A 23,670-nucleotide genomic window follows, 5' to 3' on the forward strand; every position below is an offset into this window, starting at 1 on the left:
ACCATACTGATCTTTTCGTTGGCGAAAGGAGCAGGCAATGAAACTTATCGGCAGCTACACCAGTCCTTTTGTACGCAAAATTTCTGTCATCTTGCTGGAAAAGGCGATCCCCTTCGAGTTTGTGAACGAATTCCCCTATAACGACGTCAACGGCGTGGCGCAGTACAACCCGCTGGGTAAAGTTCCGGCGCTGCTGACCGATGACGGCGCATGCTGGTTTGATTCGCCCATTATTGCGCAATATCTTGAACTGCTTAACGTCGCGCCGGCGATGCTGCCTACGGAACCTCTGGCGGCGCTGAAGATGCGGCAGCTTGAAGCCTTGTCTGACGGCATCATGGAGGCGGCGATCGCGCTGGTGCGGGAAAAAGCGCGTCCGGCGGCGCAGCAGTCAGAAACCGAACTGCTCCGCCAGCGGGAAAAAATCGCCCGCGGTCTTGATATGCTGGAAGGGTACGCCGCCGACGGCACCTTGCGTCACGGTGAGCTGAATCTGGCGACCATTACTGCCGCCTGCGCCATTGCTTATCTCAATTTCCGTCGTGTAGCGCCCGGCTGGTGCGCGACGCGGCCAAAACTGGTCAAACTGGTCGAGACGTTATTTCAGCGCGCCAGTTTTGCCCGTACCGAACCGCCAGGGAGTTGACCCAGGCAGGTAACAGTTTCTTCGCGCAGGCGTTACAATCGCCACTCATTGTTGACTCCCTCTCCCGTCGGGAGGGGGGAAAATAACTTATCGTCAGGTTCACTCATGTCTACCGATACTCGCGCGCTTTATACCCGGCTTCCGGCCATTGATCGTTTACTTCGCGATCCCGCTTTTGCTTTACTGCTCGATCGCCATGGCCATTCGCAAATCGTGGCGCTGCTGCGCCAGATGTTGGATGAGGCGCGGGAGCATATCCGCCAGGCGCAGGCATTGCCAGAGTGGTGCGACGACTGGCCTCAGGAGACCGCCAGTCGGCTGAACCATAGCCAGCAGAGCGCGCTGCGTCCGGTATTCAACCTGACGGGCACCGTGCTGCACACCAATCTGGGTAGAGCCATTCAGGCGGAAGCCGCGGTGCAGGCGGTGGCGCAGGCGATGCGCGCGCCGGTCACGCTGGAATACGATCTCGACGATGCCGGGCGCGGTCATCGCGACCGGGCGCTGGCCGATCTGCTGCGCCGGATCACCGGCGCGGAAGATGCCTGTATCGTCAATAACAACGCGGCGGCGGTGCTGCTGATGCTGGCGGCGACGGCCAGCGGGAAAGAAGTGGTGGTCTCGCGCGGTGAACTGGTCGAGATCGGCGGCGCATTTCGCATCCCCGATGTCATGCGCCAGGCCGGTTGTCTGCTACATGAAGTGGGCACCACTAACCGCACCCACGCCAAAGATTATCGTCAGGCTATCAATGAGCAGACCGCCCTGCTAATGAAAGTGCATACCAGCAACTACAGCATTGAAGGCTTTACCAAAGCGGTCGATGAGGCGGAGCTGGCGGAAATTGGCCGCGAACATGGCGTGCCGGTGGTGGCCGATCTCGGCAGCGGCTCGCTGGTGGATTTGAGCCAGTACGGCTTGCCGAAAGAACCGATGCCGCAGGAATTGATTGCGGCGGGCGTGAACCTGGTGAGCTTTTCCGGCGATAAGCTGCTTGGCGGGCCGCAGGCGGGGATTATCGTCGGCGATCGGGCGCTGATCGCGAAGTTACAGAGTCATCCGCTTAAGCGCGCGCTGCGGGCGGATAAAATGACGCTGGCGGCGCTGGAGGCGACTCTGCGGCTGTATCTGCATCCGGAAGCGCTGACCAACGATCTGCCGACGCTACGTCTGCTAACCCGCCGCGCCGAGGATATCCGCCAGCAGGGCGAGCGTATTCAGCCTGCGTTAGCAGCGCACTATAGCGATTTTGACGTGCGCGTCGAAGCGTGTTTATCGCAGATTGGCAGCGGGTCGTTGCCGGTCGACCGACTGTCCAGCGCCGCGTTAACCTTTACGCCGCGCGATGGTCGCGGCAGCCAGCTGGAAGCGCTGGCCGCCCGCTGGCGCGCCTTACCGATACCGACGATCGGCAGAATCTATGATGGCCGTCTGTGGCTGGATCTGCGCTGTCTTGAAGATGAACCCCGGTTTATGGAGATGTTATTGAGATGATTATTGCCACCGCCGGTCATGTGGACCACGGCAAAACCACGCTGCTGCAGGCGATTACCGGCGTCAACGCCGATCGCCTGCCGGAAGAGAAATCGCGCGGGATGACTATCGATCTCGGCTACGCCTATTGGCCGCAGCCTGATGGCCGGGTGTTGGGTTTTATCGATGTGCCGGGGCATGAAAAGTTTTTGTCCAACATGTTGGCCGGCGTGGGCGGGATCGATCACGCGCTGCTGGTGGTGGCCTGCGATGACGGCGTGATGGCGCAAACCCGCGAGCATCTGGCGATTCTGCAGCTGACGGGAAAACCGACGTTAACCGTCGCGTTGACCAAAACGGACCGCGTGGAAGCGGCGCGCGTTGCCGAAGTTCGGGCGCAGGTGGAATCCACGCTGAGCGAGCTGGGGTTCGACGCCGCCGCTTTCTTCGCTACCGCGGCAACGGAAAACCTCGGCATTGCCGAACTGCGCAGCCATTTGCTACAGCTGGCCGAGCGCGCGCATCCGCAACAGCAGCGTTTTCGTCTGGCGCTGGATCGCGCCTTTACCGTCAAGGGCGCGGGGCTGGTGGTGACCGGGACGGCGTTATCCGGCGAGGTAAAAATCGGCGATACCCTCTGGCTGACCGGCGCCAATAAACCCATGCGCGTCCGCGGGCTACATGCGCAGAATCAGCCGGTTGAACAGGCGCGGGCCGGGCAGCGCATCGCGCTGAATATCGTTGGCGATGCGCAAAAAGAGGATCTCAGCCGCGGTGACTGGCTGCTCTCGGCTCAGCCCGCAGAACCTTGCGAGCGGGCGATCGTCGAGCTGACCTGTCACGCGCCGCTCAGCCAGTGGCAGTCGCTGCATATCCACCATGCCGCCAGCCATATCACCGGCCGCGTTTCGCTACTGGAAGGCAATCTGGCCGAGCTGGTGCTGGATACGCCGCTGTGGCTGGCGGATAACGATCGCCTGGTATTGCGCGATATTTCCGCCCGCTTGACGCTGGCCGGCGCGCGGGTGGTGACGCTGAATCCGCCGCGCCGCGGTAAACGCAAGCCGGAGTATCTGCAGTGGCTTTACGCGCTGGCCGAAGCGCAGGGCGACGACGTGCAGGCGTTGGATATACATCTGCAGCGCGATGCGGTGCGTCTTGACGAGTTTGCCTGGGCGCGGCAGCTGAGCGCTGACGGCCTCACGGCATTAATTAACCGTCCGGACTATCTGCAGGCCGGGAATAGCCTGCTTAGCGCGCCGCTGGCCGCCCGCTGGCAGAAAAAACTGCTCGACGCGCTGGCCCGTTATCACGACCAGCATCGCGATGAACCGGGGCCGGGGCGCGAACGCCTGCGGCGAATTGCGCTGCCGATGGAAGATGAAGCGCTGGTGCTGCTGTTGATTGAACAGATGCGCAGCAGCGGCGTCATTCAAAGCCATCACGGCTGGCTGCACCTGCCGGAGCATAAAGCCGGGTTTACCGATGAGCAGCAGGCCATCTGGCAGCGGGCGGAGCCGCTCTTCGCCGATGAGCCATGGTGGGTACGCGACCTGGCGCGCGATCTGAACGTCGAAGAGTCGTTGATGCGCGCGGTGCTACGCCAGGCGGCGCAGCAGGGGATGATTACGGCGATCGTGAAAGATCGTTATTATCGCAACGATCGGATTGTTGAATTTGCGCAATTGATCCGCCGTCTGGATCTGCAGCGCGGTTCCACCTGCGCGGCGGATTTTCGCGATACGTTAAATATTGGCCGTAAACTGGCGATTCAAATACTCGAATATTTCGACCGCATTGGCTTTACCCGCCGCCGGGGCAACGATCATCTACTTCGCGATGCGCTGTTATTCCCTGAAAATAAAAACGGCGAATAATAACGCAAATGAAAAATTAAGCCGGTAATGTTTAACAGTACGTTAAAAAAGGAAATATTAACGTACTGTTTTTCATCAAATTTCTTGCTAGAAATGGCGTTCAGGTCATGTTTTTTATTACGACATCCTCGTACCCTTCCATGATATTCACCTAAATGAAGGAATCATCATGGCTGCATCGACTTTTTATATTCCGCCAGTGAACGTCATTGGCACTGGTTCTGTTACTGAAGCGATGAATACTATCCAGCAATACGGATATCGTCGGGCATTAATCGTCACCGACGCGATGCTGAATAAATTAGGTATGGCGGGTGAAGTACAAAAGGCGTTACAGGAACGGGATATTTTCAGCGTGGTGTATGACGGCGTGCACCCCAACCCGACGACCCTGAACGTCGAAAGCGGTCTGGCGCTGCTAAAAGAAAATAACTGCGACTGCGTGATTTCCTTGGGCGGCGGCTCGCCGCACGATTGCGCGAAAGGCATCGCGCTGGTCGCGGCAAACGGCGGCAACATCCGTGACTATGAAGGGGTGGACCGTTCGGCGAAACCGCAATTGCCGATGATCGCTATCAATACCACCGCCGGTACGGCTTCCGAAATGACCCGCTTCTGCATCATTACCGATGTCGATCGCCACATCAAAATGGCGATTGTCGATAAACACGTGACGCCGGTTCTGTCGGTTAACGACTCTTCGCTGATGATGGGTATGCCGAAATCGCTGACCGCCGCTACCGGTATGGACGCGCTGACTCACGCTATCGAAGCCTATGTTTCCATCGCGGCGACGCCGATTACCGATGCCTGCGCGTTGAAAGCCATGACCATGATTTCACAGAATTTAACTCATGCAGTGGAAGATGGCAGTAATGAACAGGCGCGTGAAGCGATGGCCTATGCGCAGTTCCTTGCCGGTATGGCCTTCAACAACGCGTCGCTGGGCTACGTCCACGCGATGGCGCACCAGCTGGGCGGCTTCTACGATCTGCCGCACGGCGTCTGCAACGCCGTCCTGCTGCCGTTTGTGCAGGAGTACAACTGCAGCGTCGCCGCCGCGCGTCTGCGTGACTGCGCGCAGGCGATGGGCGTGAACGTAGCCGGGCTGAATGACAAACAGGGGGCGGAAGCCTGCATCGCGGCCATCCGCGAGCTGGCGCGTAAAGTCGGCATCCCGGCTGGTCTGCGCGATCTGAACGTTAAAGAAGAGGATATCCCGCTGCTGGCCAGCAACGCGCTGAAAGATGCCTGCGGTTTAACCAATCCGATTCAGGCGACCCACGAAGAGATTATGGCGATTTTCCGCGCCGCGATGTAAAACAAAAAGCGCCCGGCCTTTGCTGCCGGGCGTTTTTCTTGCCTTTTGCTTATGCGCTTTCCTGTACCCACACCCGCATTTCACCTTCGCCGCGGTTAGCCCAGCTAAACCACGGAATGAACGTGAGCGTCTGCGCCTCGCGGGTAGCGGCGGGGCTGTCGTATCGCCAGAGCGTCTGCTGCTCCGCCCGTTCTGCCGTCAGCTTGTAGCCCGGCGCCTGAATCAGCATTTTATGAGCGAAAATCCCTTTTCCTTCAAAGGTGGTGAACTGCGCATCGCGTGGCAGCTGCAGATTATGCAGCGCCTCGCCGTTATCCGCCTGTTCCAGGCAGTAGACCAGCGGGCCGCGCTGCAGGGCGACCTGGCCTGCCTGATGGCGCACCAGCGGATTGCCATACAGACGACGCACCGGCATCGGCAGCGTCAGTACCAGGGTATCGCCTTCCTGCCAGCGGCGATTGATGTGCAGGTAGCCTTTGCGGATATCCTCGGCGACCGGAAGGCCGTTCAGCGTCACCTGCGGATGGTCGCACCAGTCCGGCAGGCGTAACGCCAGAGTATGAGCGATCGCGACAGGCGAATCGATGGCGATTTTGACCTGTTCCTGCCACGGATAGTTGCCGCTGATGCGCAGGCGCAATGTCTCCTCGCCGACCGCAACTTCTACCTGATTGCCGACATACAAGTTGATATACAGCGCCTCATCGCGCGGCGTGTAGATATAGTGGCCGAGCGAGGTCAGCACGCGGGCGATATTCGGCGGGCAGCAGGCGCAGCCAAACCAGCGCTGGCGGACGGGCTTCACATGGTCGTAGATATGGTTGAATTTCAGCGCTTTTGGTTGTACTTCCAGCGGGTTGACGTAGAAGAAGTGCTTACCGTCGAGCGCCATGCCGCCCAGCACGGTGTTGTAAAGCGCGCGCTCCATGACGTCGGCATACTGGCTGTCCGCTTCTAGCTCGAGCATCCGGCGGGCAAACATCATCAGCCCAATAGAGGCGCAGCTTTCCGCGTATACCGTATCATTTGGCAGATCGTAATCGCTACTAAACGCCTCACCGCTGCTTTGTGAGCCGATGCCGCCGGTAATATACAACTGGCGCTGGACCATATTGTTCCACAGCCGCAGGCAATCCTGGCGCTTACCTTCGTCCTTGCTCAGCCGCGCCAGATGCGCGACGCCGGTCATCAGGTAGACAAAACGTACCGCGTGACCAATGGCAGTGGGCTGTTCGGCAATCGGCAGATGCGCCTGGCTGTAGGGTTTGTCCATTACCATCCATGCCGGGCCGTAGGTGTTCCAGTAGGACGTCTTGCCGCGTTTCTCGTATTCGATATCGTAAAAGTGTGGCTGTGTTCCACGCTGTTCGACGAAGTAATTGACCAGCGCCAGATAGCGCGGCTGCTGAGTGACGTCATACAGGCGCATCAGCGCCAGTTCAATCTCCGGGTGGCCCGGATAGCCGTGCAGCTGGTGGTCGGCGGGGCCGAAGACGCTATCAATGTGGTCCGCCAGGCGGCAAACCACCTCCAGCAGGCGGCGTTTGCCGGTGGCCTGAAAGAAAGCGACGCCCGCTTCAATCATATGCCCGGCGCAGTATAGCTCGTGGCATTCGGCAAGGTTGGTCCAGCGGGCGTTCGGCTCCTTTACCGTGAAATAGGTGTTGAGATAGCCATCGGCGCACTGTGCGGCAGCCACCAGTTCGATCACCTCATCGGCGGTTTTTTCCAGCTCGGCATCCGGCTGTTGGCATAGCGACCAGGCGACGGCCTCCAGCCATTTCGCCACATCGCTATCCTGAAAAACCATGCCATAAAATTCCCCTTCCTGTAGCCCGGCGGCGATGCGGAAGTTTTCTATCGCGTGGCTTGGATCGGCCTCGGCGATCCGGTCATTGAGCGCGTCCCACTGGTAGGGGATCACGACATCGCGCACCAGTCGCTGATACTGACCGAGGAACGGATCATTAATTTTAAGCTTGTGCAGATCGACTTCCATTACGGACATGACGGAGACTCCTTAAGACTGAACGTGACGCGCGCGCAGGTCGGTGGCGATGCGCGACATCATAGGGTTATTGAGCTTGCAGGCGCGGATGGCGAACGCCAGCAACAGGTGAAAGAGCGCGGGCAGTAGGGTTTCCATCGCGGCGATCCCGGCCAGTGAAGAGGTCGTTTGGTTATCGGCGCCCGGCTGATAGGCGACGAAAATAAAGACCAGGCTGATAATGCCGGCGCTTGAGGCCCAGGCGAGCTTGATAAAGAACAGGTTGAAGGCGAAGTTCATCCCCGAGGAGCGCACGCCGGTTTTCCATTCGCCATAGTCATCGGAGAAGGCCATCAGCGAGAAATGCAGCGGCAGGGTGAAGCCGAGAATAATGCCGTTGCCGAGGATGACCGCCAGCCACAAGGTTTGCCAGGCGGGCCCGGTCGGCAGGAACCACATCGCTACCGCCAGCGCGGCAAGCAGCAGGTTGGTGTAGTAGTAAAGCTTAACCGTATCGAAGCGGCGTGACAGCAGGTTAATAATGACGGAGCCGAAAATCGAAGCGAAAGTCACCATGGTGAAAAAGAGTGAGGTGTAGCCGGTCGAGCCGCCCAGCACGTAGGTGATGAAATACATGTAGCCGCCGCCACGGATGTTAAACACGTTGATCAGCAGGAAAGACATCACCAGCATCAGCAGCAGCTGATCGTTTTTACGCAGCCCGGCAAGATGTTCGCGGAGGGTAAATTTGCCCATCACATTCAGCGACACGCGCTCGCGCACCCAGAAAAAGCAGCACAGGAACATCACCACGGCAATGGTGCACAGTACGCCGACGCCGTACTGATAGCCCTGTGCGATATTGCCCTGGCCGAGCGCTTTCACCAGCCACGGCAGACCGACCGAGACCAGAAAACCAGCCACGCCGCACAGGACGAATCTCCACGCCTGGCAGGAGATCACCTCGTTGTGGCGGCTGGTCATGGTGTTGATTAACGCGCAGTAGGGAACGTTGATGGCGGTGTAGCTGACGGAAAGCAGCAGATAAGTGCCAAACGCCCAGGCGATTTTTACCCCCATGCCGGCATCCGGCACCGTGAAGGTCAGGACGCCGATAATGCCGATGGGCACCGCAATCCATAGCTGCCACGGGCGAAAGCGCCCCCAGCGGCTCTGCGTGCGGTCGGCCAGCACGCCCATGACCGGGTCGGAAATGGCATCGAAAACGCGCAGCGCAAGAAACATCGTGCCGACCAGCGCTGGGGTGAGACCAAAGACATCGGTATAAAAAAAGGTCAGAAAATTCATGATCAGGCAGGTAATCACGGTCCCGCCGGCATCTCCCAGGCCGTAACCTATTTTTTCACGGAGGGATAACGTGTCGTCCTGCGCGCGTTGCGCTATTTCACTTGTGGTAATCGGAGCCGAAGTCATAAATAACTCCCGGGAAGGATATTCGGAAAATATTCCGCTGTATGGCGGGCTTTGGTTTTGTCATTAGCAAAGTACGTTAATTATTTTGCACGGAATATTAACGGCAACAAGGGAAGGAAAAAGTATAAAAAGATGACGATTCCGACTTCATCGCGAAAATGTGATTTCGATCCGGCAGAGCGCTATTTTATGATGAATAATCAAAGCATAATCCACTTAATTATTGTCGTGATAATAGAATATTGAATATATATGCTTAATTTATCCATGCCGCTGCCAATTAAAGTCCAAAATGGTGGCCTGTTTATCTCTCGCGGAGTCGGCAGCCACCCGGCGAGGAAGTTACAGTCTTGGGAGATCATTTTTGTTGAAAAGGGGACATTAACGATTTGCGAAGATGAGGAGACATTCTGCGTTCGTGCCGGAGAAAGTTTGCTGCTTTGGCCGGAGCGGTTACATGTAGGTGTGGAACAATTTCCGGCAGACCTTAAATTCTACTGGCTCCATTTTGAAATGATCCCGGAGGCGTTGGTTTCATCATGTCAGCCAAAAATTGCGCTGCCGCAGCATACCCGCGTAGCTGAACCTCAATATATTATTTCGCTATTCCGCCAATTCTTGCGTGAGCAGGAAAATATTCATCGCAGCGTCGCGCTGGAATTAATATTGCTGCTGATTTTGCAGCAACTTTCCGCCGCTGCAGAAGAGTTGCCGGTCGATACTCCTGGTAATGCGTTGGCGTGGAAAGCACAGCAGATAATCCTTACCCAGTATCATCTGCCGCTTTCCGCGGCGACCCTCGCCAAAGAACTGCACTGCAACGCGGACTATCTCGGGCGGGTTTATCGCCATGCGTTTCATTTAACGCTGACCGACGCATTACACCGCCAACGGGTAAGGGCGGCGGAGAAGCTGTTAATCAGCGATTCATTATCGCTTAGCGAGGTGGCGCGGCAGTGCGGCTTTAACGATGTGGGCTATTTCCGCAAAATCTTTCGCAAACATACCAGCCTGACTCCCGCGGCCTGGAAGCGACGCTACTGCAAAGAGCACATTAATTCGGCATAGAAGACGTGTCCTGTCCGTAATAGGCGTTGGCGCCGTGTTTACGCAGGTAATGCTTATCGAGTAACTCTTTTTGCATATCGGCCAGCTGCGGCGCTAGCTGACGGGAAAAAAGCCCCATATAAGCGCACTCTTCGAGGACGACGGCATTATGCACGGCGTCGGCGGCGTTTTTACCCCACGCAAATGGACCGTGTGAATGCACTAGCACTGCCGGGACCTGCATGGGATCGAGATCGCGCGCTTCAAAGGTTTTAACGATCACCTCGCCGGTCTGATACTCATATTCACCATTAATTTCATCGGCAGTCATCAGGCGGGTACAGGGGATCGCGCCATAAAAATAATCCGCGTGCGTGGTGCCCCAGGCCGGTAAATCCAACCCTGCCTGCGACCAGATCGTCGCGTGGCGCGAATGGGTGTGAACGATACCGCCAATTTGCGGGTAGCGGCGGTACAACGCAAGGTGGGTTGGCGTATCGGAGGAGGGCTTTTTAGCGCCTTCAACCACATGGCCGCTGGAGATATCGACGACCACCATGTCGTCAGTGCGCATGACGTCGTACTCCACCCCGGATGGCTTGATAACCATCAGCTTTCCCGTTTCGTCGATGGCGCTCACGTTGCCCCAGGTGAACGTCACCAGCTGATGCGCAGGTAGCGCCAGGTTGGCGGCTAATACCTCAGACTTCAATTGTTCTAACATGTGAAACCTCCTTCTTGCATTCGCGCTTCTATCCAGCGGCGCGCCTGTATAATTTCCAGTACCGGCTCTTTGGCTTTTTCCGTCCACATTTCAATTAAGAATGAACCGCGATAGTTCAGCTCATGCAGCGTTTTGAAAATGCCGACAAAATCGACACAACCCTCGCCGAAGGGGATGTCGCGAAACTGCCCCGGCGATTGTGCGGTTACGGGTAGCGTGTCTTTAAGATGGATAGCGGCGATGCGGTCGATGCCCAGTTTGAGCTCGGCGCTGACGTCGTTGCCCCAGGCGCTCAGGTTGCCGACATCCGGATAGACGCTGAACCACGGCGAGGCAAGCATCTCGTCCCATTTTTTCCACTTGCTGATGGAATTCATAAATGCGGTATCCATGATTTCGACCGCCAGCATGACCTGCGCCGCGGCCGCCTGTTCGACCGCCCACGCCAGTCCTTCGGCAAAACGCTGCTGTGTGCCGTCATCGTGTTCTTCGTAATAGACGTCATAGCCTGCCAGTTGGATGGTGCGGATCCCTAAATCGCGAGCCAGTTGAATGGCTTTGGTCATGATCTCGCGCGCCCGCAGCCGGGTTGATTCATCGCGGCTGCCAAACGGGAAGCGACGATGGGCAGACAGGCACATTGAGGGGATGGCTACCCCGGTTTCCAGCATCGCCGCGACCAGCGAGGCGCGCTGGGTGGCGCTCCACTCCAGGCGCGCCAGACGCTCATCGGTTTCATCGACCGACATTTCGACAAAATCAAAACCGCAGCTTTTCGCCAGCACCAGCCGTTCCGGCCAGCTAAGGTTTTTCGCCAGCGCTTTCTCATAGATACCTAAGGGATGATTACGCATGCTGTTCTCCCCAGATGGCGTCGATTTGGGCGTGGAAATCACCTGCCACCTGCGCGGGCTGCGCCGCGCCCGCCAGCGCGCGTCCGGCAATAAACGCTTTGACGTCAATATCGCTAAACAGGGATAAGTCGGCCGGCGTGATGCCGCCGGTAATAGACAGTTGCAGGCCGATATCCGACAGCGCTTTCATACGCGCCAGATCGGCGTCGCCCCACTGCTGGCCGCTGGCCTGCGCATCGCGGCCGCGGTGATAAATCGCCTGGCGGACGCCGATGCGGTACCAGTCGCGCGCGTCGTCCAGCGTCCAGTTACCGAAGAGTTCGATCTGAATGTCGCCGCCGCAGGACTGGGCGACGGCATGGCCTTTCTCAACGGTCGCCAGCGGCGCGGCGCAGATAATGGTCATCCAGTTGGCGCCTGCGGCAAAGGCCTGTTGAGCCAGCGTTTCGCCAGCGTCGGCGACTTTCCAGTCGGCGACGATAATTTTATCCGGACACTGGGCGCGCAGGGCTTTTACCGCGTTGAGTCCTTCGGTCAGACACAGAATTGTGCCCGCTTCCACGATATCAACGTGATGGCGCAGTACGGCGACATCGCGCTGGGCGGCTTCCAGGCTGGTATGGTCGAGCGCCAGTTGCAGTAATGGTCGGCTCATAATGTGTGCTCCTTAATGCGGGCGTGGTAGCCCTGTAGTGCGCTAATCAATTGCTGGTATTGGCGGTATTTACGCTGATAAAGACGGTGTGCGGTCATGTCGGGCTGCAGGGTTCGTACCGGATGCTGCAGGCTGCTCAGGGCCTCGCGAAAGTGGCGATAGACGCCGGTGCCGACGCGGGCGGCAAGCGCGGCGCCAAAACAACCGGTCTCTTCAACCTGCGGCAGTTCGATGCGCAGGCCGCTGACGTCCGCCAGCATTTGCATCCATACATCGGAATGCGCCGGTCCGCCGGTGACGCGCAGAGCCTGGACTTGGGTAAAGCGCTCGCGCATGCGGTTGAGATGCGTCATATGGCTGAAGACCACCCCTTCATACACCGCCTGTAGTAAATGCGCGCGGGTGTGCATGGCCTGCATGCCGTAAAAACCGCCGGTCATCTCCAGGCCGGCGTTGCTACCGTAAAGGAACGGCAGAAAGAAGAGCTCGCTACCGGCTGTTGGCAGGCTGGCGACGGCCTCATTAATCTCGGTAAATGAGAGCCCTCCCCACTGCGCGGTAAACCATTCAAGATTGCCGGAAGAGGTGGGGCTCGCTTCGTGCACAATGTATTCGCCGTCATTGACGAACCGGCCATAGACGTAAGGATGAGCCTCATGCTCACGCAGCCCGTGGGTGATCCCGCTGGTGACCGCCCAGGTTCCCATCACCGCATTGAGCACTGATTCATCGTTGAGGCCCGCGCAGAGCGCGGTAGAAACCACATCAAACAGACCGCCGACGACGGGCGTTCCCGCCGCCAGACCGGTAACGGCAGCCGCCTGAGCGGTGATTTCCCCGCATATTTCCGCAGAGCCGACGATCGGCGGCAGCGCCTCGTCAATTTCACTAATGCCTAACCACCGGGTCAGGCGCGGGTCGTATTGCCCGCTATTCATGTTGTAGAGATTGGACTCAGAAATGTTGCTTTCTTCGCAGCCTTTTATGCCGGTCAAACGCCAGCGAAGATAATCATGGGCCATCATGACGCAGCCGATTTGCCCATAGCGCTGCGGCTCATTTTCTTTCAGCCACCGCAGCAGTGAAGCGGGATGGCCGGTCCACAGCGTCTGGCGAGTGAGAGGGTAAAGCTGCTCAGGGATGCCATCCTGTTGCCAGCGCTGAACGATATCTAACGCCCGGCGATCGGAGGAGAGTATTGCGTTACCTAACGGGCGATCCTGTTTATCAAGCAGAAATAGCCCTTTACCCTGCGCGGAGATAGCGATGCCCTTGATTTGCTTACCATTGACGTTAGCGGCGTTGAGCAGCCTGGCGATGGTTTCATGGCAGCGTTGCCAGAGCAGATCCATTTCCCGCTCGGCGTAGCCCGGCTGCGCGCTGAGGGTGCGTAAAGGGCAGCGTTCGATACGCCGCTCTACGCCCTGGCTGTTATATAAACCGGCTTTTAGATAAGTACCGCCACAATCGATACCCAGCCAGAAGGTCTCTTTTTCACTCATCTTAGTCTTCCAGTTTTCCGGACGACGCCTGGCCGTCCGGGGCAGTTTTAAGCTGCGTGGTTACGCGGAGTCATGGTCTTTGCGGGTGCTGCGCCGGCATCGCATTTTGCCGGCAGCAGCAGCGCCATCAGGGCCGCCAGCGCCAGTGAGATAGCCAGGCAATAAACGCCGGCATCTTTGCTGTAGAGGGTGATCAGTACGCCTACGGCGTAAGGGCCGCAGAAGCCGCCGAGGTTGCCAAGAGCGTTGATCACCCCGCGGGCGCCACCGGCCATTTCGGCGCTGAACAGGCGCGCCGGAATGGTCCAGAACACACCGGCGGCGGATTGCAGGAAGAACCCGCAGCCAACCAGCGCGGCATAGGCCAGCCAGATGTGATTTTTCAACGCCACGGAGAGGAACATGCACAGTGCGAAGCCGATCAGCGGCAGGCAGACGAATAGCTTGCGTTTGCCGGTACGGTCGGAGAGCGAAGAGAAAAGGAACATACCGGCAATCGCGCCAACGTAGGGCAGAATAGCGAGCACGCCGACTTGCCCCATACTGCTGTGGGTCAACTCTTTCAGAATGGTCGGTAGCCACAGGGTGTAACCGTAAATCCCGGTTTGATAGAAAAAGTTAAGGGCGATGAGCTGCCACATGGTTTTGTCAGAGAGCACCGCGCCGAGCGAGGCATTTTTGACTTCAGTACCGGCAATCGCCTTTTGTTCCGCCGCCAGCGTTTCGACCAGATAGTTTTTTTCCGCTGCTGATATCCAGCGCGCTTCCTGCGGGCGGTCGTAAACGGTGTATGCCCACAGCGCCAACACGACCACCGAGAGCAAGCCTTCGATAATAAATAGCCAGCGCCAGTCGAGAACGGTGATGATCCAGCCTGACAGCGGGGCGGTAATAATCCCGGCAATCGGCACAAACATAATCACAATGGCGTTGGCGCGGCCGCGTTCAGCGTCCGGGAACCAGTTGCTGATCATCGTTAGCACCACCGGCAGCATGCCGCCTTCCGCCACCCCTAATAAGAAGCGCAGGATCAGTAGTTGGTATTGATTGGTGATTAAACCGGTCAGTACGGAAATAATGGCCCAGGCGACCAGCGACCAGCCGATAAATTTCTTGCCGCTGCCGTGTACGGCGATTTTTCCGCCAGGGACTTGTAAGAATAAATAACCAATAAAGAAAATACCACCAGCGAGCCCCGCCATGGTAGCGGAAATACCCAGTTCGGCATCCATACCGCCCGGCATCGCAAATGCGATATTAACGCGGTCCATATAGGAAATAATACAGGCAATAAGAATCGGTGGGATAATTCTCAGCCAACGCTGGCGTGGAATATCTTTTGCTGTAGGGCGAGAGGTCATGTTCATATTAATATTCTCGTAGAGTAAATATTATGACAATGAAAACGTAGTTGTTCTTATGCGTTTTTTAATATGCTGATACCGTCACGCAAAATGGCTATGCGGTGGTTAACATCGGCATTTGGGTCTATTTCCAATGATTTAATACCGGCAAACTGCAACGATGCGCCTGCAGCGCAGGCGAAAATATCGCGGGCATGCTGCGCGGTCATCAGGCTTTGCGGGCAGAAGGGCGCAAATGGCGCGTGTAAATCCTGCCATTCGCCATATTCACCCTGGCGGGCGGTGCCGGAAAACATCAGCGCGCCCAGTTTACCGGCCTGTTTAACCTGCCGGGTATGGGCCAACGGCAGCGCGGTATCGCGGCCTTCAATGGCCGAACGCGCCCAGTTGATGCACACGCTTATCTCATGGTCGGCAATGACTTCCAGTACATTATCCAGTGGCAGAAAGCCTTTACGCGGCGCTGGGCCATTCATCGCGTCACAGTGTTCCAGCACCAGATTGCAGCGCCAGTCCCAACTGGCGATTTCTTTGAGCGAGCGTGAAAAGGCGTCCGTTGCCTGGGCGATGTTTTGATCTCCCGCCAGCGGCGCGGCCTGTAGCTCAAGCGCGGTGACTTTACCGGGTTGAATACCGTTGATTTTATTAATTTTGCGATGAAGGTGGCGGTAGTATTCAACGCAGGCTACACGCTGTTTTTCATCGCTGGAGGCCAGGCCGAAGCCGGCGTTTTCTCCGCGGCGGCGCATGGTTTCCATAATGGCGGTAATCACAATTTGCCAGTTATCCGGCGTATGGCGCAGCAGCCACTCATCGCCTAATGGATGGATATGCTCAAGACAAGGCTGTTCTATGCCACGAATATCTGGAGTATCGGCAAGTTGTCGCCAGAATTCCTTCTCTTCCTCTTCACTCTTTTGGTGAAATGAGGGTGCACAGGGATACGCACCGATAATATAACCGGTAGTAATATTCATTATGTGCTCCTGTAAATTTAATGAGATGATTAGTTCTTTTACAGAATATCGATAGCTACCTTAACGACGATTTTTCTAATAGGGGTGGCGGTGCTTTTAATACACCCAGGTCGATGTACATCTTGTGGGAAGAATATGGCATAGCTACCGGGTATCATTTCAATAAACGATTCGTGTTCACTATCGTGATAAAAAATAATATCGCGCTGTTCTAATAACGATTCGCTGATCTGGTTATTCCCATTATCAATGGCGATACCTATTTTTTCTTCACCGGAAGCGAGAAATTGAATATCTAAATAACGCCGATGTACCTCCGGACGGTTTTCTGTCGCCGTACGGGTAGTCAGATCGATGATCTGCGCAAAAATATTCTTACCATCAATTTCGACGACGCCGGGGGGCTGGTGGCGAAAATCGGTAGTCCGAAGAAAATCGAGCGCCTTTTCAATCGCTGCCGGTAGACGGCAAGGATTCGGTTGTGAAATATGGCCGAAAATCATAGTGGTTTCCCCTACAGAGCCTGAATTTTGGCCCATACGCTGTCGTCGACGGTGATCCCGTTACGGCGGTTTTCTTCCAGTAATCGCGTAAACTCGTGGCCCGGTAGGCGGACCGCTACATTTTCATCGGCGCGTTCGGCGGTGGTGATGAAGTCCATGATCCGCTGTAGTTTGGCGTCACGCGTTTTGCCATCAATGAGCTTGTCGACTTCAATAGCGATGAAAATCTGCGATACGCCATATTCGTCGCTATTGTCCTGGGTGACTTCAGCAACGGAGGAACCGTTGGAAAGTAGGGTGGCTATCATATCCAGCACAATTGATAAACCGGAACCCTTCCAGTAGCCCATCGGCAGGATACGGCGATTTTTCTCAATCACGCCGGGCTCTTTCGTCAAATTACCGTCATCATCAAACCCGCCATCTACCGGCAGCGTGCGACCAGCCAGGCGATTAACCTCCAGCATGCCGTAGGAGAACATCGACATCGACATATCGACCATTGTGATCGGAGTGGATGGAATTGCCACGATCAGCGGATTGGTGCCAATGCGGCACTCTTTAGCGCCCCACGGCGGCATGACGGCGATAGAGTTGGTCCAGCAGATGCCGATATAGCCTTTTTCCGCCGCCTGCCAGCCGTAGCTGCCGCCGCGCATCCAGTGATTGGCGTTGCGTAATGCCACCAGGCCAATGCCATGGTCGGAGGCCAATTCAATGGCGCGATCCATCATCTTTTTCGCCGTCAGATTGCCAATTGAACGCCGGGCATCCCACTGCTCAATAGCGCCAAGGCTGGTGACGCGCTGAGGTTTCGCATCCGGAATGATATCGCCGTTATCCAGTTGCTGAATAAAACGTGGAAAGCGATTCACTCCGTGTGAGTAGACGCCGGATTCCGTGGTGCGGGCGAACATTTCCGCGCAGGCGTCGGCGGTTTCCGCCGCAATACCGCGTGAGAGTAATACCCGATTGAACGCCTCTTTTAGCTGCGCAAAAGTTACTTTCATTCCCGTGTTCCCCTTAGGGTTTGAGTGATTTTTTATCTTCATGTTTCACATATCGAAATCTGATTTCAAATATAACGATCAATTTTTGACAGATCAACGGCAGATGCTATTTTTAAAAATCATTAAAATCAGGTGGTTGTGTTTTTTCGGTTCAGATCGTGAACTGAACCACACTTTGCGCTACCATCAGAGCGCGATTAAAAAGGAAGCCGAAGCGATGGGCACAAAAGAGAGTGAAATGACGCAAGAGAAAGAGAGGCCAGCCGGAAGCCAGAGTCTATTTCGCGGGTTAATGCTGATTGAGATCCTCAGTAACTATCCAAACGGTTGTCCGTTGGCGCATCTGTCTGAACTGGCGGGCCTGAATAAAAGTACCGTGCATCGGTTGTTGCAGGGCCTGCAGTCCTGCGGCTACGTTACTCCGGCGCCTGCCGCCGGAAGTTACCGCCTGACCACCAAATTTATTGCCGTTGGGCAAAAGGCGCTGTCGTCGCTGAATATTATTCATGTCGCTGCGCCGCATCTTGAAGCTTTAAACATCGCCACCGGCGAGACGGTGAACTTCTCCAGCCGTGAGGACGATCACGCGATTCTGATTTACAAGCTGGAGCCGACTACCGGTATGCTGCGTACCCGCGCCTATATTGGCCAGCATATGCCGCTGTACTGTTCGGCGATGGGCAAGATCTACATGGCGTTCGGCCATCCTGACTACGTTGCCAGCTACTGGGACAGCCATCAGGATATTATTCAGCCGTTGACCCGTAACACCATTACCGGCCTGCCGGCGATGAATGACGAGCTGGCGCAGATTCGCGAACGTAATATGGCGATGGATCGCGAAGAGAACGAACTCGGCGTCTCGTGCCTGGCGGTACCGGTTTTCGATATTCACGGCCGCGTGCCTTATGCCATTTCGATTTCGCTGTCGACTTCGCGTCTGAAACAGGTTGGTGAGAAAAACCTGCTCAAACCATTGCGTGAAACGGCAGAGGCGATTTCCCGCGAGCTGGGGTTTGTTATTCGCGAAGGCTAAGGCAACTGGCGAGATCTTGCTGGGTATTTGCCTAAAACGCAGCTGATTCCATTCAGGATCAAAGCGCACAGCGGGGTTTTTCTGGCACGCTGCGTTTTTATCCCGAATGGAGTTGAGGATGAACCGGTTTATTATCGCTGATGCACAAAAGTGTATCGGCTGTCGAACCTGCGAGGTGGCCTGCGTGGTGTCGCATCAGCAGGGACAGGATTGTTCTACCGTTTCTGCAAGACGCTTTGCGCCGCGGATCCGGGTAGTGAAGAGCGATGAGCTATCAACGGCGACGCTGTGCCGTCAGTGCGAGGATGCACCCTGCGCGAACGTCTGCCCGGAAGGGGCAATACGCCATGAAGGCGACGTCTGGCGTGTCGATCAACGGCTGTGCATTGGTTGTAAAAGCTGTATGGTGGCGTGCCCTTATGGGGCGATGACGGTGATGTTGACCGACGAAGGCGTGCAGGCGCTGAAGTGCGATCTGTGCGCGCACCGGCAAACGGGACCGGCGTGTGTAGCGGCCTGTCCGACTCAGGCGCTGCGCTGTATTGAGCCCGCCGAGCTGGAAAGATTAAGCGCCGAGCGCCGCCGTTGGGCGGCGCAGGCAATGTAATCGGATGTCCCCGGTCAGTCATGGCCGGGAGACACCATCAGGCGTCTTGCTCCTGCCAGGCGCGCTCAATCTCTTCGGCAAGAATTTTCACTCCCGCCTCGATTTTCTCCGGGTCCGGCACGTAGTTCATGCGCATGCACTGATGCGTATGCGGCCACGGCTTGTCCAGCCCCGGGAAGAAGTAATCGCCCGGCACCATCAGCACGCCGCGTTGTTTCAGGCGCTGATACAGCAGCTCGGTGGAGATTGGCAGATCCTTAAACCACAGCCACAGGAAAATCGCCCCTTCTGGTTTATGAATCAGGCAGCGTTCTTCCGGCAAATAGCGGCGAATGGTAGCGATGGTTTCCTGAACACGCTGATAATAGAACGGTTTAATCACCGTCTCCGACAGCCGTAGCAGGTCCTTACGCTTGATCATTTCGCACATCATCGCTGGCCCAATCCCGCCAGGAGCGAGGCTGATAATGCCGTTCATATTACTGATCGCGGTGATGATTTTCTCGTTGGCGATGATGATTCCGCAGCGGGTGCCCGGCAGCCCGAGCTTGGATAAGCTCATACATAGCACGATGTTCGGGTTCCACAGCGGGCGCGCTTCGCTAAAAATAATGCCCGGGAAAGGCACGCCATAGGCGTTATCAATAACCAGCGGCACGCCGTGCTGATTGGCGAGGGCATCCAGCTTAATAAGCTCTTCGTCGGTAATGACGTTGCCGGTCGGGTTGGTTGGCCGGGAGACGCAGATCATTCCCGTCTCTTCGGTGATCTGCAGGTGTTCGAAGTCCACGTGATATTTGAACTGGCCTTCCGGCAGCAGCTCAATGTTGGGGCGGGTGGCGACAAACAGATCCTCTTCCAGCCCGGAATCGGCGTAGCCGATATATTCCGGCGTCAGCGGGAACAGCACCTTGCGGGTGGTGCCGTCGGCACGGCGGCCGGCAAACAGGTTAAATAAGTAGAAAAATGCGCTCTGGCTGCCATTCGTCAGAGCAATATTCTGTGGTTCGATCTCCCAACCTAATTCTTCGCGCAGCATTTGCGCAAGCAAGGTCAGAAGCTCGCTTTTCCCTTGCGGACCATCATAATTGCAAAGCGCATCAAGGGCTTTGCCGTTATCCAGCATATCGGCCAGCAGGCTATTGAAGTATTCATTCATCTCCGGGATTTGCGCGGGGTTGCCTCCGCCCAGCATGATCGCGCCCGGTGTGCGCAGGCCGTCATTGAGGTCTTCCATCAGGCGGGTGATGCCTGAATGACGGGTGAATTTGTCGCCGAAAAGTGAAAATGTCATCGCGGATATTCTGTTGGTCTTCTGGAAAGGGAATTACCATAACGCCAGCGTCAACGCGGTGCAAATCGGCACAGGAGGGAGCGATTTATTTTTTGTTCTGCTAACAGTGTAAGTTTTAGTCATTTGTGCTGAAAAGGCTCCAGCCAGCGGCAAGGAGCCCGGTAAGCGACTGCTATTGCTGTCCGGCCCAGACAACCATCACTTTATCAGCGCTGCTTTCACGTACGAAACCATAGCCCTGCTCTAGCGTCAGCGTCTGTTGTTTTCCCATACCAATGGCCGGATGGCGGGTGCGGAATTGGGCGATTTTTTGCCAGTGCGCGACGTTATCGGATGCGCTACCGGCAACATCCTGCCAGTTCATATCGGAGCGGGTACCCTGCAGCGGGTCGGAACCCGTGGGGCCGAACGGGCGCGAAGACTCATCGCCATAGAAGAGTTGTACGGCGCCTGGGGCGAGTAATAACAGTTCCGCCGCCCGGCTGCCGCCTTCGCGGAACAAGCGGGTATCGTGCGAGGAGAGATAGCTCAGCACGTTGAAATCCTGCAGCTTGTCCGCCATCTGCTGCCAGGTGGCGTCCATGTTTGCCAGACAGTCCACCGCTTTCGCCGCCCGATCCTGATAATCGAAATTGATCATCGCGTCGAAGCCGTGGCGATAGTAGTCGCTTTGCATCACGCCGTGGCCCCAGGCCTCGCCGGTCATCCAGAATGGCGCGTCATCCAGCGCTTTCTGAGGATTCGCTTTTTTCCATTCCGCCAGCGCGGCCGTGGCCTGCGTTTTGAGCTGTTGCCAGGCATCCGGTTCGACGTGTTTTGCGGTATCGACGCGAAAGCCGTCAATACCGTAATCGCGTACCCATTGGCTGAGCCAGTGGGTCAGATAGTCGCGCGGCGTGAAGCCGGCTATCTCTTTGGCGGCGGTATCCGGCTTGTGACGGTAGAAATTTGGCAAGCCAGAAGGGAGCGTCGATTCGGTTTTCAGGTCCGGCAGGAACGCCAGCGACAGGGTGAAATCGTCGAAACCGGGATTGTCGTAGTCGCCGATATCGGTGCGGATCCATTTTTTTCCCCACCATTGTTCCCAGCCTGCTTTATCGCTGAAGTTGATGTAATCATTGAAGCTGTGCCAGCTTTGCCCTGGCGCCGGTTTCCAGTCGGTCCAGCGCTCGCCAAGCGTTTTTTTCAGTTCATCGCCTTTCAGGTACAGCGAGCCGAAGTGAAATTCCTGCATATCGGCAAGCGTGGCGTAACCGGTATGGTTCATGACGACATCAAACAGGACGCGCATGCCGCGCCGATGGGCCTCATCAACCAGTTGTCGAAGATCGGCTTCGTCGCCCATGTTGGCGTCAAGACGGGTCCAGTCCTGGGTGTAGTAACCGTGATAGGCGTAGTGGGGAAAGTCGCCTTTGGTGCCACCGCCGACCCAGCCGTGAATTTGCTCCAGCGGTGAACTTATCCATAGCGCGTTGACGCCAAGCTGTTGAAGATAATCCAGCTTGCTGGTCAGCCCCTGTAAATCGCCGCCGTGGAAGGTGCCTATCTCCTGCATACCGTCTTTATGGCGCCCGTAGCTGTTGTCGTTGGCCGGATTGCCGTTAACGAAGCGATCGGTCAGGACAAAATAGATAGTGGCGTTATGCCAGTTAAACGGCGCGCTGGCGGCGCTATCCGCTTTTTCAAGCAGCACGAGCCCATTACTGCCTGCGGCGGGCTGCAGCGTGATTTTACCTGCTTTCACCGTGGCGAGATTACCGCTGTAAAAATCACGCACCTGGCTTCCCTCGGCAAACGTCTGGCCGACATCGAGCGTCAGCGGTTTACCATCCCATTTCGGACACTGGCGCATCAGCGGTTGCGTGCTGGCCGTGTCCTGTGCCGCCAGCGACAGCATCAGCGTTGGCGTGCCGGAGCGGGTATCGACTTCCAGCGTATAGCGCCCGTCGCGGAACACGCGCCACTGCGGTGGCGTATCCCGACAAGGTTCCAGCGACAGCATCTGATTGAGTTTTATCGCCCCCGCAGGCTGCCAGCACTGTTGGTCAAAACTTATCCGCAAAGGGCGGGTACCCTTCGTCACCTCATTTTGCGTCGTGAAGCGGCCAGTATCCTGTTCAGTGAAGGCGGGAAAGTCAGCGGTTGTCCAGGCGGCAAAAGCCATCCCGGGCAGCAGTAGCGAGGCGAGCGCAGCGAGTTTCATGCCGGAGTCCTGTTAGCGGTTTTTATCACAGTGTGCCTGCGCGCCATAAGGTTGAACTCATCCTGCCGGTAATTTTGCGGGGAGGATGAAAAGGGGTGAGTGATTTAGTTCAAAAAATGAGCTATAAATGAGACGGAGATAGCATTTCTGCACCTTCGCGACGGTGCAGAAACCGATTTCAGATGACAGCGATTCGGAATTGGACTATTTCTCTTGATGCTCTCTCTGGGTATTTTTGATACTATTCGCGATTCAACTATCGATTTTTTGCGAAAAACAAGGTGTTGGAATGAGTAAATCCGACCAGGAGACCTAATGATATCGATTCCCATGCGACGATATGGGGCTGCGATACTTATGTTACTTACCTGTATCTTTTCAGGTAGTGTGTTGGCGACAACGCACACAGCAACAAAGAGTCATAAAGCCTCAGTAGTTAAGAAAGTAAAGAAGCCCAGTAGTATCAAGGTTAGCAGTAAACAAGAGTATTCTCGCAATAGTGTAAAGAGCAGTTCACTTCCTGATTTGCGAAAATACCCTTCCGGGACACCAAGGAAAAAAGCGTTTCTCCGGACGGTTATGCCTTACATTACAAAGCAAAATCAAGCGATCACGGCAGATCGTAACTGGCTTGTCTCTAAGCAATACGACGGCCGTTGGTCGCCGAGCGAGCAGGCGCGTCTGAAAGACATCGCTTCACGTTACAAAGTGAAGTGGTCTGGCAATACTCGCCATATACCGTGGAATTCGCTGCTTGAGCGCGTCGACATTATTCCGAACAGCATGGTGGCAACCATGGCGGCTGCGGAAAGCGGTTGGGGCACCTCGAAGCTGGCGCGTGAGAACAACAACCTGTTTGGTATGAAGTGTGGCGGCGGCAACTGCCGCGGTGCAATGAAAGGCTACTCCCAGTTTGAATCTGTCGAGCAGTCGGTTCAGGCCTATGTTAAAAACCTGAATACGCACCCGGCTTATTCATCCTTCCGTAAGTCTCGCGCACAGCTGCGTAAGACGGACCAGGAAGTAACTGCCAGCACCATGATCCACAAGCTGAAGGGGTACTCGACGAAAGGGTCGAGCTATAACAACTATCTCTTCGCCATGTATCAGGACAATCAGCGCTTAATTGCCGCTCATATGTAATCATCAATGCCCG

At 56.2% G+C, this 23,670-nt stretch carries 20 protein-coding genes; 8 read left to right on the forward strand and 12 right to left on the reverse strand.

The annotated features are described in order from the left end of the window. The first annotated feature begins 37 nt into the window (after positions 1-37). From PGR79_RS12870 to yiaY, 4 genes are all read left to right on the forward strand, one after another. The gene (locus tag PGR79_RS12870) at positions 38-646 is read left to right on the forward strand and encodes a glutathione S-transferase (protein ID WP_113374033.1); all 609 of its coding nucleotides are present in this window, start codon (positions 38-40) and stop codon (positions 644-646) included. A 105-nt stretch (positions 647-751) separates the two neighbouring features. Beyond that, positions 752-2,140: an L-seryl-tRNA(Sec) selenium transferase gene (selA, locus tag PGR79_RS12875; protein ID WP_430921780.1), complete on the forward strand. Its 1,389-nt coding sequence runs from the start codon at positions 752-754 to the stop codon at positions 2,138-2,140. Further along, positions 2,137-3,996, forward strand: a complete 1,860-nt coding sequence (gene selB, locus PGR79_RS12880) for a selenocysteine-specific translation elongation factor (protein WP_213317597.1) — start codon at positions 2,137-2,139, stop codon at positions 3,994-3,996. The genes selA and selB overlap by 4 nt, the downstream gene beginning before the upstream one ends. A 169-nt stretch (positions 3,997-4,165) precedes the next feature. Next, positions 4,166-5,317, forward strand: a complete 1,152-nt coding sequence (gene yiaY / locus PGR79_RS12885) for an L-threonine dehydrogenase (protein ID WP_113374030.1) — start codon at positions 4,166-4,168, stop codon at positions 5,315-5,317. A 49-nt stretch (positions 5,318-5,366) separates the two neighbouring features. Here the strand turns inward: yiaY and PGR79_RS12890 are convergent, their stop codons facing one another. Both PGR79_RS12890 and PGR79_RS12895 read right to left on the reverse strand, forming a co-directional pair. Next, positions 5,367-7,325 (reverse strand): glycoside hydrolase family 127 protein, encoded by a 1,959-nt coding sequence (locus tag PGR79_RS12890; protein ID WP_430921782.1) that lies wholly within the window; start codon positions 7,323-7,325, stop codon positions 5,367-5,369. Between the two features lie 12 nt (positions 7,326-7,337). Then, positions 7,338-8,738, reverse strand: coding sequence for an MFS transporter (locus PGR79_RS12895; RefSeq protein WP_113374028.1), 1,401 nt, complete (start codon positions 8,736-8,738; stop codon positions 7,338-7,340). Positions 8,739-8,990: 252 nt separating this feature from the next. On the opposite strand from PGR79_RS12895, the gene PGR79_RS12900 reads away from it, so the two are divergent. Next, a complete protein-coding gene (locus PGR79_RS12900; RefSeq protein WP_113374027.1) occupies positions 8,991-9,806 on the forward strand; it encodes an AraC family transcriptional regulator in 816 nt (271 codons plus the stop codon). Here the strand turns inward: PGR79_RS12900 and araD are convergent. Genes araD through yiaK form a run of 8 tightly spaced genes read right to left on the reverse strand, consistent with a single transcriptional unit; the run spans position 9,793 to position 17,374 of the window. Then, on the reverse strand, positions 9,793-10,509 hold the full coding sequence (gene araD / locus PGR79_RS12905) for an L-ribulose-5-phosphate 4-epimerase (protein WP_113374026.1): 717 nt from the start codon (positions 10,507-10,509) through the stop codon (positions 9,793-9,795). The genes PGR79_RS12900 and araD overlap by 14 nt on opposite strands. Continuing rightward, positions 10,503-11,363 carry an L-ribulose-5-phosphate 3-epimerase gene (locus tag PGR79_RS12910; RefSeq protein ID WP_087858954.1) on the reverse strand — a complete coding sequence of 287 codons (861 nt, stop codon included), beginning with the start codon at positions 11,361-11,363 and terminating at the stop codon, positions 10,503-10,505. Before PGR79_RS12910 ends, araD begins: the two co-directional genes overlap by 7 nt. After that, entirely contained in the window at positions 11,356-12,018 is a 663-nt protein-coding gene (ulaD, locus tag PGR79_RS12915) for a 3-keto-L-gulonate-6-phosphate decarboxylase UlaD (RefSeq protein WP_113374025.1), read from the reverse strand. The genes PGR79_RS12910 and ulaD overlap by 8 nt, the downstream gene beginning before the upstream one ends. Next, positions 12,015-13,520: an FGGY-family carbohydrate kinase gene (locus PGR79_RS12920; protein WP_213794196.1), complete on the reverse strand. Its 1,506-nt coding sequence runs from the start codon at positions 13,518-13,520 to the stop codon at positions 12,015-12,017. The genes ulaD and PGR79_RS12920 overlap by 4 nt, the downstream gene beginning before the upstream one ends. Before the next feature lie 47 nt (positions 13,521-13,567). Beyond that, positions 13,568-14,887, reverse strand: coding sequence for an MFS transporter (locus tag PGR79_RS12925; RefSeq protein WP_087858957.1), 1,320 nt, complete (start codon positions 14,885-14,887; stop codon positions 13,568-13,570). A 50-nt stretch (positions 14,888-14,937) separates the two neighbouring features. Next, positions 14,938-15,861: a DUF4862 family protein gene (locus PGR79_RS12930; protein ID WP_430921786.1), complete on the reverse strand. Its 924-nt coding sequence runs from the start codon at positions 15,859-15,861 to the stop codon at positions 14,938-14,940. A 38-nt stretch (positions 15,862-15,899) separates the two neighbouring features. After that, positions 15,900-16,364 carry a YhcH/YjgK/YiaL family protein gene (locus PGR79_RS12935; protein ID WP_113374022.1) on the reverse strand — a complete coding sequence of 155 codons (465 nt, stop codon included), beginning with the start codon at positions 16,362-16,364 and terminating at the stop codon, positions 15,900-15,902. Positions 16,365-16,375: 11 nt separating this feature from the next. Beyond that, the gene (gene yiaK, locus PGR79_RS12940) at positions 16,376-17,374 is read right to left on the reverse strand and encodes a 3-dehydro-L-gulonate 2-dehydrogenase (protein ID WP_045390698.1); all 999 of its coding nucleotides are present in this window, start codon (positions 17,372-17,374) and stop codon (positions 16,376-16,378) included. A 217-nt stretch (positions 17,375-17,591) separates the two neighbouring features. Between yiaK and yiaJ the strand changes: the two genes are divergently transcribed. Together yiaJ and PGR79_RS12950 are read left to right on the forward strand one after the other, a co-directional pair. Beyond that, positions 17,592-18,410: an IclR family transcriptional regulator YiaJ gene (yiaJ, locus tag PGR79_RS12945; protein WP_045390824.1), complete on the forward strand. Its 819-nt coding sequence runs from the start codon at positions 17,592-17,594 to the stop codon at positions 18,408-18,410. 118 nt (positions 18,411-18,528) lie between these two features. Beyond that, positions 18,529-19,017 carry a 4Fe-4S binding protein gene (locus tag PGR79_RS12950; protein WP_045390701.1) on the forward strand — a complete coding sequence of 163 codons (489 nt, stop codon included), beginning with the start codon at positions 18,529-18,531 and terminating at the stop codon, positions 19,015-19,017. Between the two features lie 37 nt (positions 19,018-19,054). Here the strand turns inward: PGR79_RS12950 and avtA are convergent, their stop codons facing one another. Further along, positions 19,055-20,311 (reverse strand): valine--pyruvate transaminase, encoded by a 1,257-nt coding sequence (gene avtA / locus PGR79_RS12955; RefSeq protein WP_015369199.1) that lies wholly within the window; start codon positions 20,309-20,311, stop codon positions 19,055-19,057. A 172-nt stretch (positions 20,312-20,483) separates the two neighbouring features. Next, positions 20,484-22,514 carry an alpha-amylase gene (locus PGR79_RS12960; protein ID WP_430921788.1) on the reverse strand — a complete coding sequence of 677 codons (2,031 nt, stop codon included), beginning with the start codon at positions 22,512-22,514 and terminating at the stop codon, positions 20,484-20,486. Between the two features lie 315 nt (positions 22,515-22,829). Between PGR79_RS12960 and PGR79_RS12965 the strand changes: the two genes are divergently transcribed. Next, positions 22,830-23,657, forward strand: a complete 828-nt coding sequence (locus tag PGR79_RS12965; protein WP_087858963.1) for a protein bax — start codon at positions 22,830-22,832, stop codon at positions 23,655-23,657. Positions 23,658-23,670: the final 13 nt, after the last annotated feature.

Source organism: Klebsiella sp. 141161 (assembly GCF_050600815.1).
Classification (GTDB): domain Bacteria; phylum Pseudomonadota; class Gammaproteobacteria; order Enterobacterales; family Enterobacteriaceae; genus Klebsiella; species Klebsiella aerogenes.

What these genes read in the sequence shown, in the direction of transcription:
- PGR79_RS12870 (WP_113374033.1), top strand. Translation starts at nt 38, where the DNA reads ATGAAACTTATCGGCAGCTACACCAGTCCTTTTGTACGCAAAATTTCT.
- selA (WP_430921780.1), top strand. Translation starts at nt 752, where the DNA reads ATGTCTACCGATACTCGCGCGCTTTATACCCGGCTTCCGGCCATTGAT.
- selB (WP_213317597.1), top strand. Translation starts at nt 2,137, where the DNA reads ATGATTATTGCCACCGCCGGTCATGTGGACCACGGCAAAACCACGCTG.
- yiaY (WP_113374030.1), top strand. Translation starts at nt 4,166, where the DNA reads ATGGCTGCATCGACTTTTTATATTCCGCCAGTGAACGTCATTGGCACT.
- PGR79_RS12890 (WP_430921782.1), bottom strand. Translation starts at nt 7,325, where the DNA reads ATGTCCGTAATGGAAGTCGATCTGCACAAGCTTAAAATTAATGATCCG.
- PGR79_RS12895 (WP_113374028.1), bottom strand. Translation starts at nt 8,738, where the DNA reads ATGACTTCGGCTCCGATTACCACAAGTGAAATAGCGCAACGCGCGCAG.
- PGR79_RS12900 (WP_113374027.1), top strand. Translation starts at nt 8,991, where the DNA reads ATGCTTAATTTATCCATGCCGCTGCCAATTAAAGTCCAAAATGGTGGC.
- araD (WP_113374026.1), bottom strand. Translation starts at nt 10,509, where the DNA reads ATGTTAGAACAATTGAAGTCTGAGGTATTAGCCGCCAACCTGGCGCTA.
- PGR79_RS12910 (WP_087858954.1), bottom strand. Translation starts at nt 11,363, where the DNA reads ATGCGTAATCATCCCTTAGGTATCTATGAGAAAGCGCTGGCGAAAAAC.
- ulaD (WP_113374025.1), bottom strand. Translation starts at nt 12,018, where the DNA reads ATGAGCCGACCATTACTGCAACTGGCGCTCGACCATACCAGCCTGGAA.
- PGR79_RS12920 (WP_213794196.1), bottom strand. Translation starts at nt 13,520, where the DNA reads ATGAGTGAAAAAGAGACCTTCTGGCTGGGTATCGATTGTGGCGGTACT.
- PGR79_RS12925 (WP_087858957.1), bottom strand. Translation starts at nt 14,887, where the DNA reads ATGAACATGACCTCTCGCCCTACAGCAAAAGATATTCCACGCCAGCGT.
- PGR79_RS12930 (WP_430921786.1), bottom strand. Translation starts at nt 15,861, where the DNA reads ATGAATATTACTACCGGTTATATTATCGGTGCGTATCCCTGTGCACCC.
- PGR79_RS12935 (WP_113374022.1), bottom strand. Translation starts at nt 16,364, where the DNA reads ATGATTTTCGGCCATATTTCACAACCGAATCCTTGCCGTCTACCGGCA.
- yiaK (WP_045390698.1), bottom strand. Translation starts at nt 17,374, where the DNA reads ATGAAAGTAACTTTTGCGCAGCTAAAAGAGGCGTTCAATCGGGTATTA.
- yiaJ (WP_045390824.1), top strand. Translation starts at nt 17,592, where the DNA reads ATGGGCACAAAAGAGAGTGAAATGACGCAAGAGAAAGAGAGGCCAGCC.
- PGR79_RS12950 (WP_045390701.1), top strand. Translation starts at nt 18,529, where the DNA reads ATGAACCGGTTTATTATCGCTGATGCACAAAAGTGTATCGGCTGTCGA.
- avtA (WP_015369199.1), bottom strand. Translation starts at nt 20,311, where the DNA reads ATGACATTTTCACTTTTCGGCGACAAATTCACCCGTCATTCAGGCATC.
- PGR79_RS12960 (WP_430921788.1), bottom strand. Translation starts at nt 22,514, where the DNA reads ATGAAACTCGCTGCGCTCGCCTCGCTACTGCTGCCCGGGATGGCTTTT.
- PGR79_RS12965 (WP_087858963.1), top strand. Translation starts at nt 22,830, where the DNA reads ATGATATCGATTCCCATGCGACGATATGGGGCTGCGATACTTATGTTA.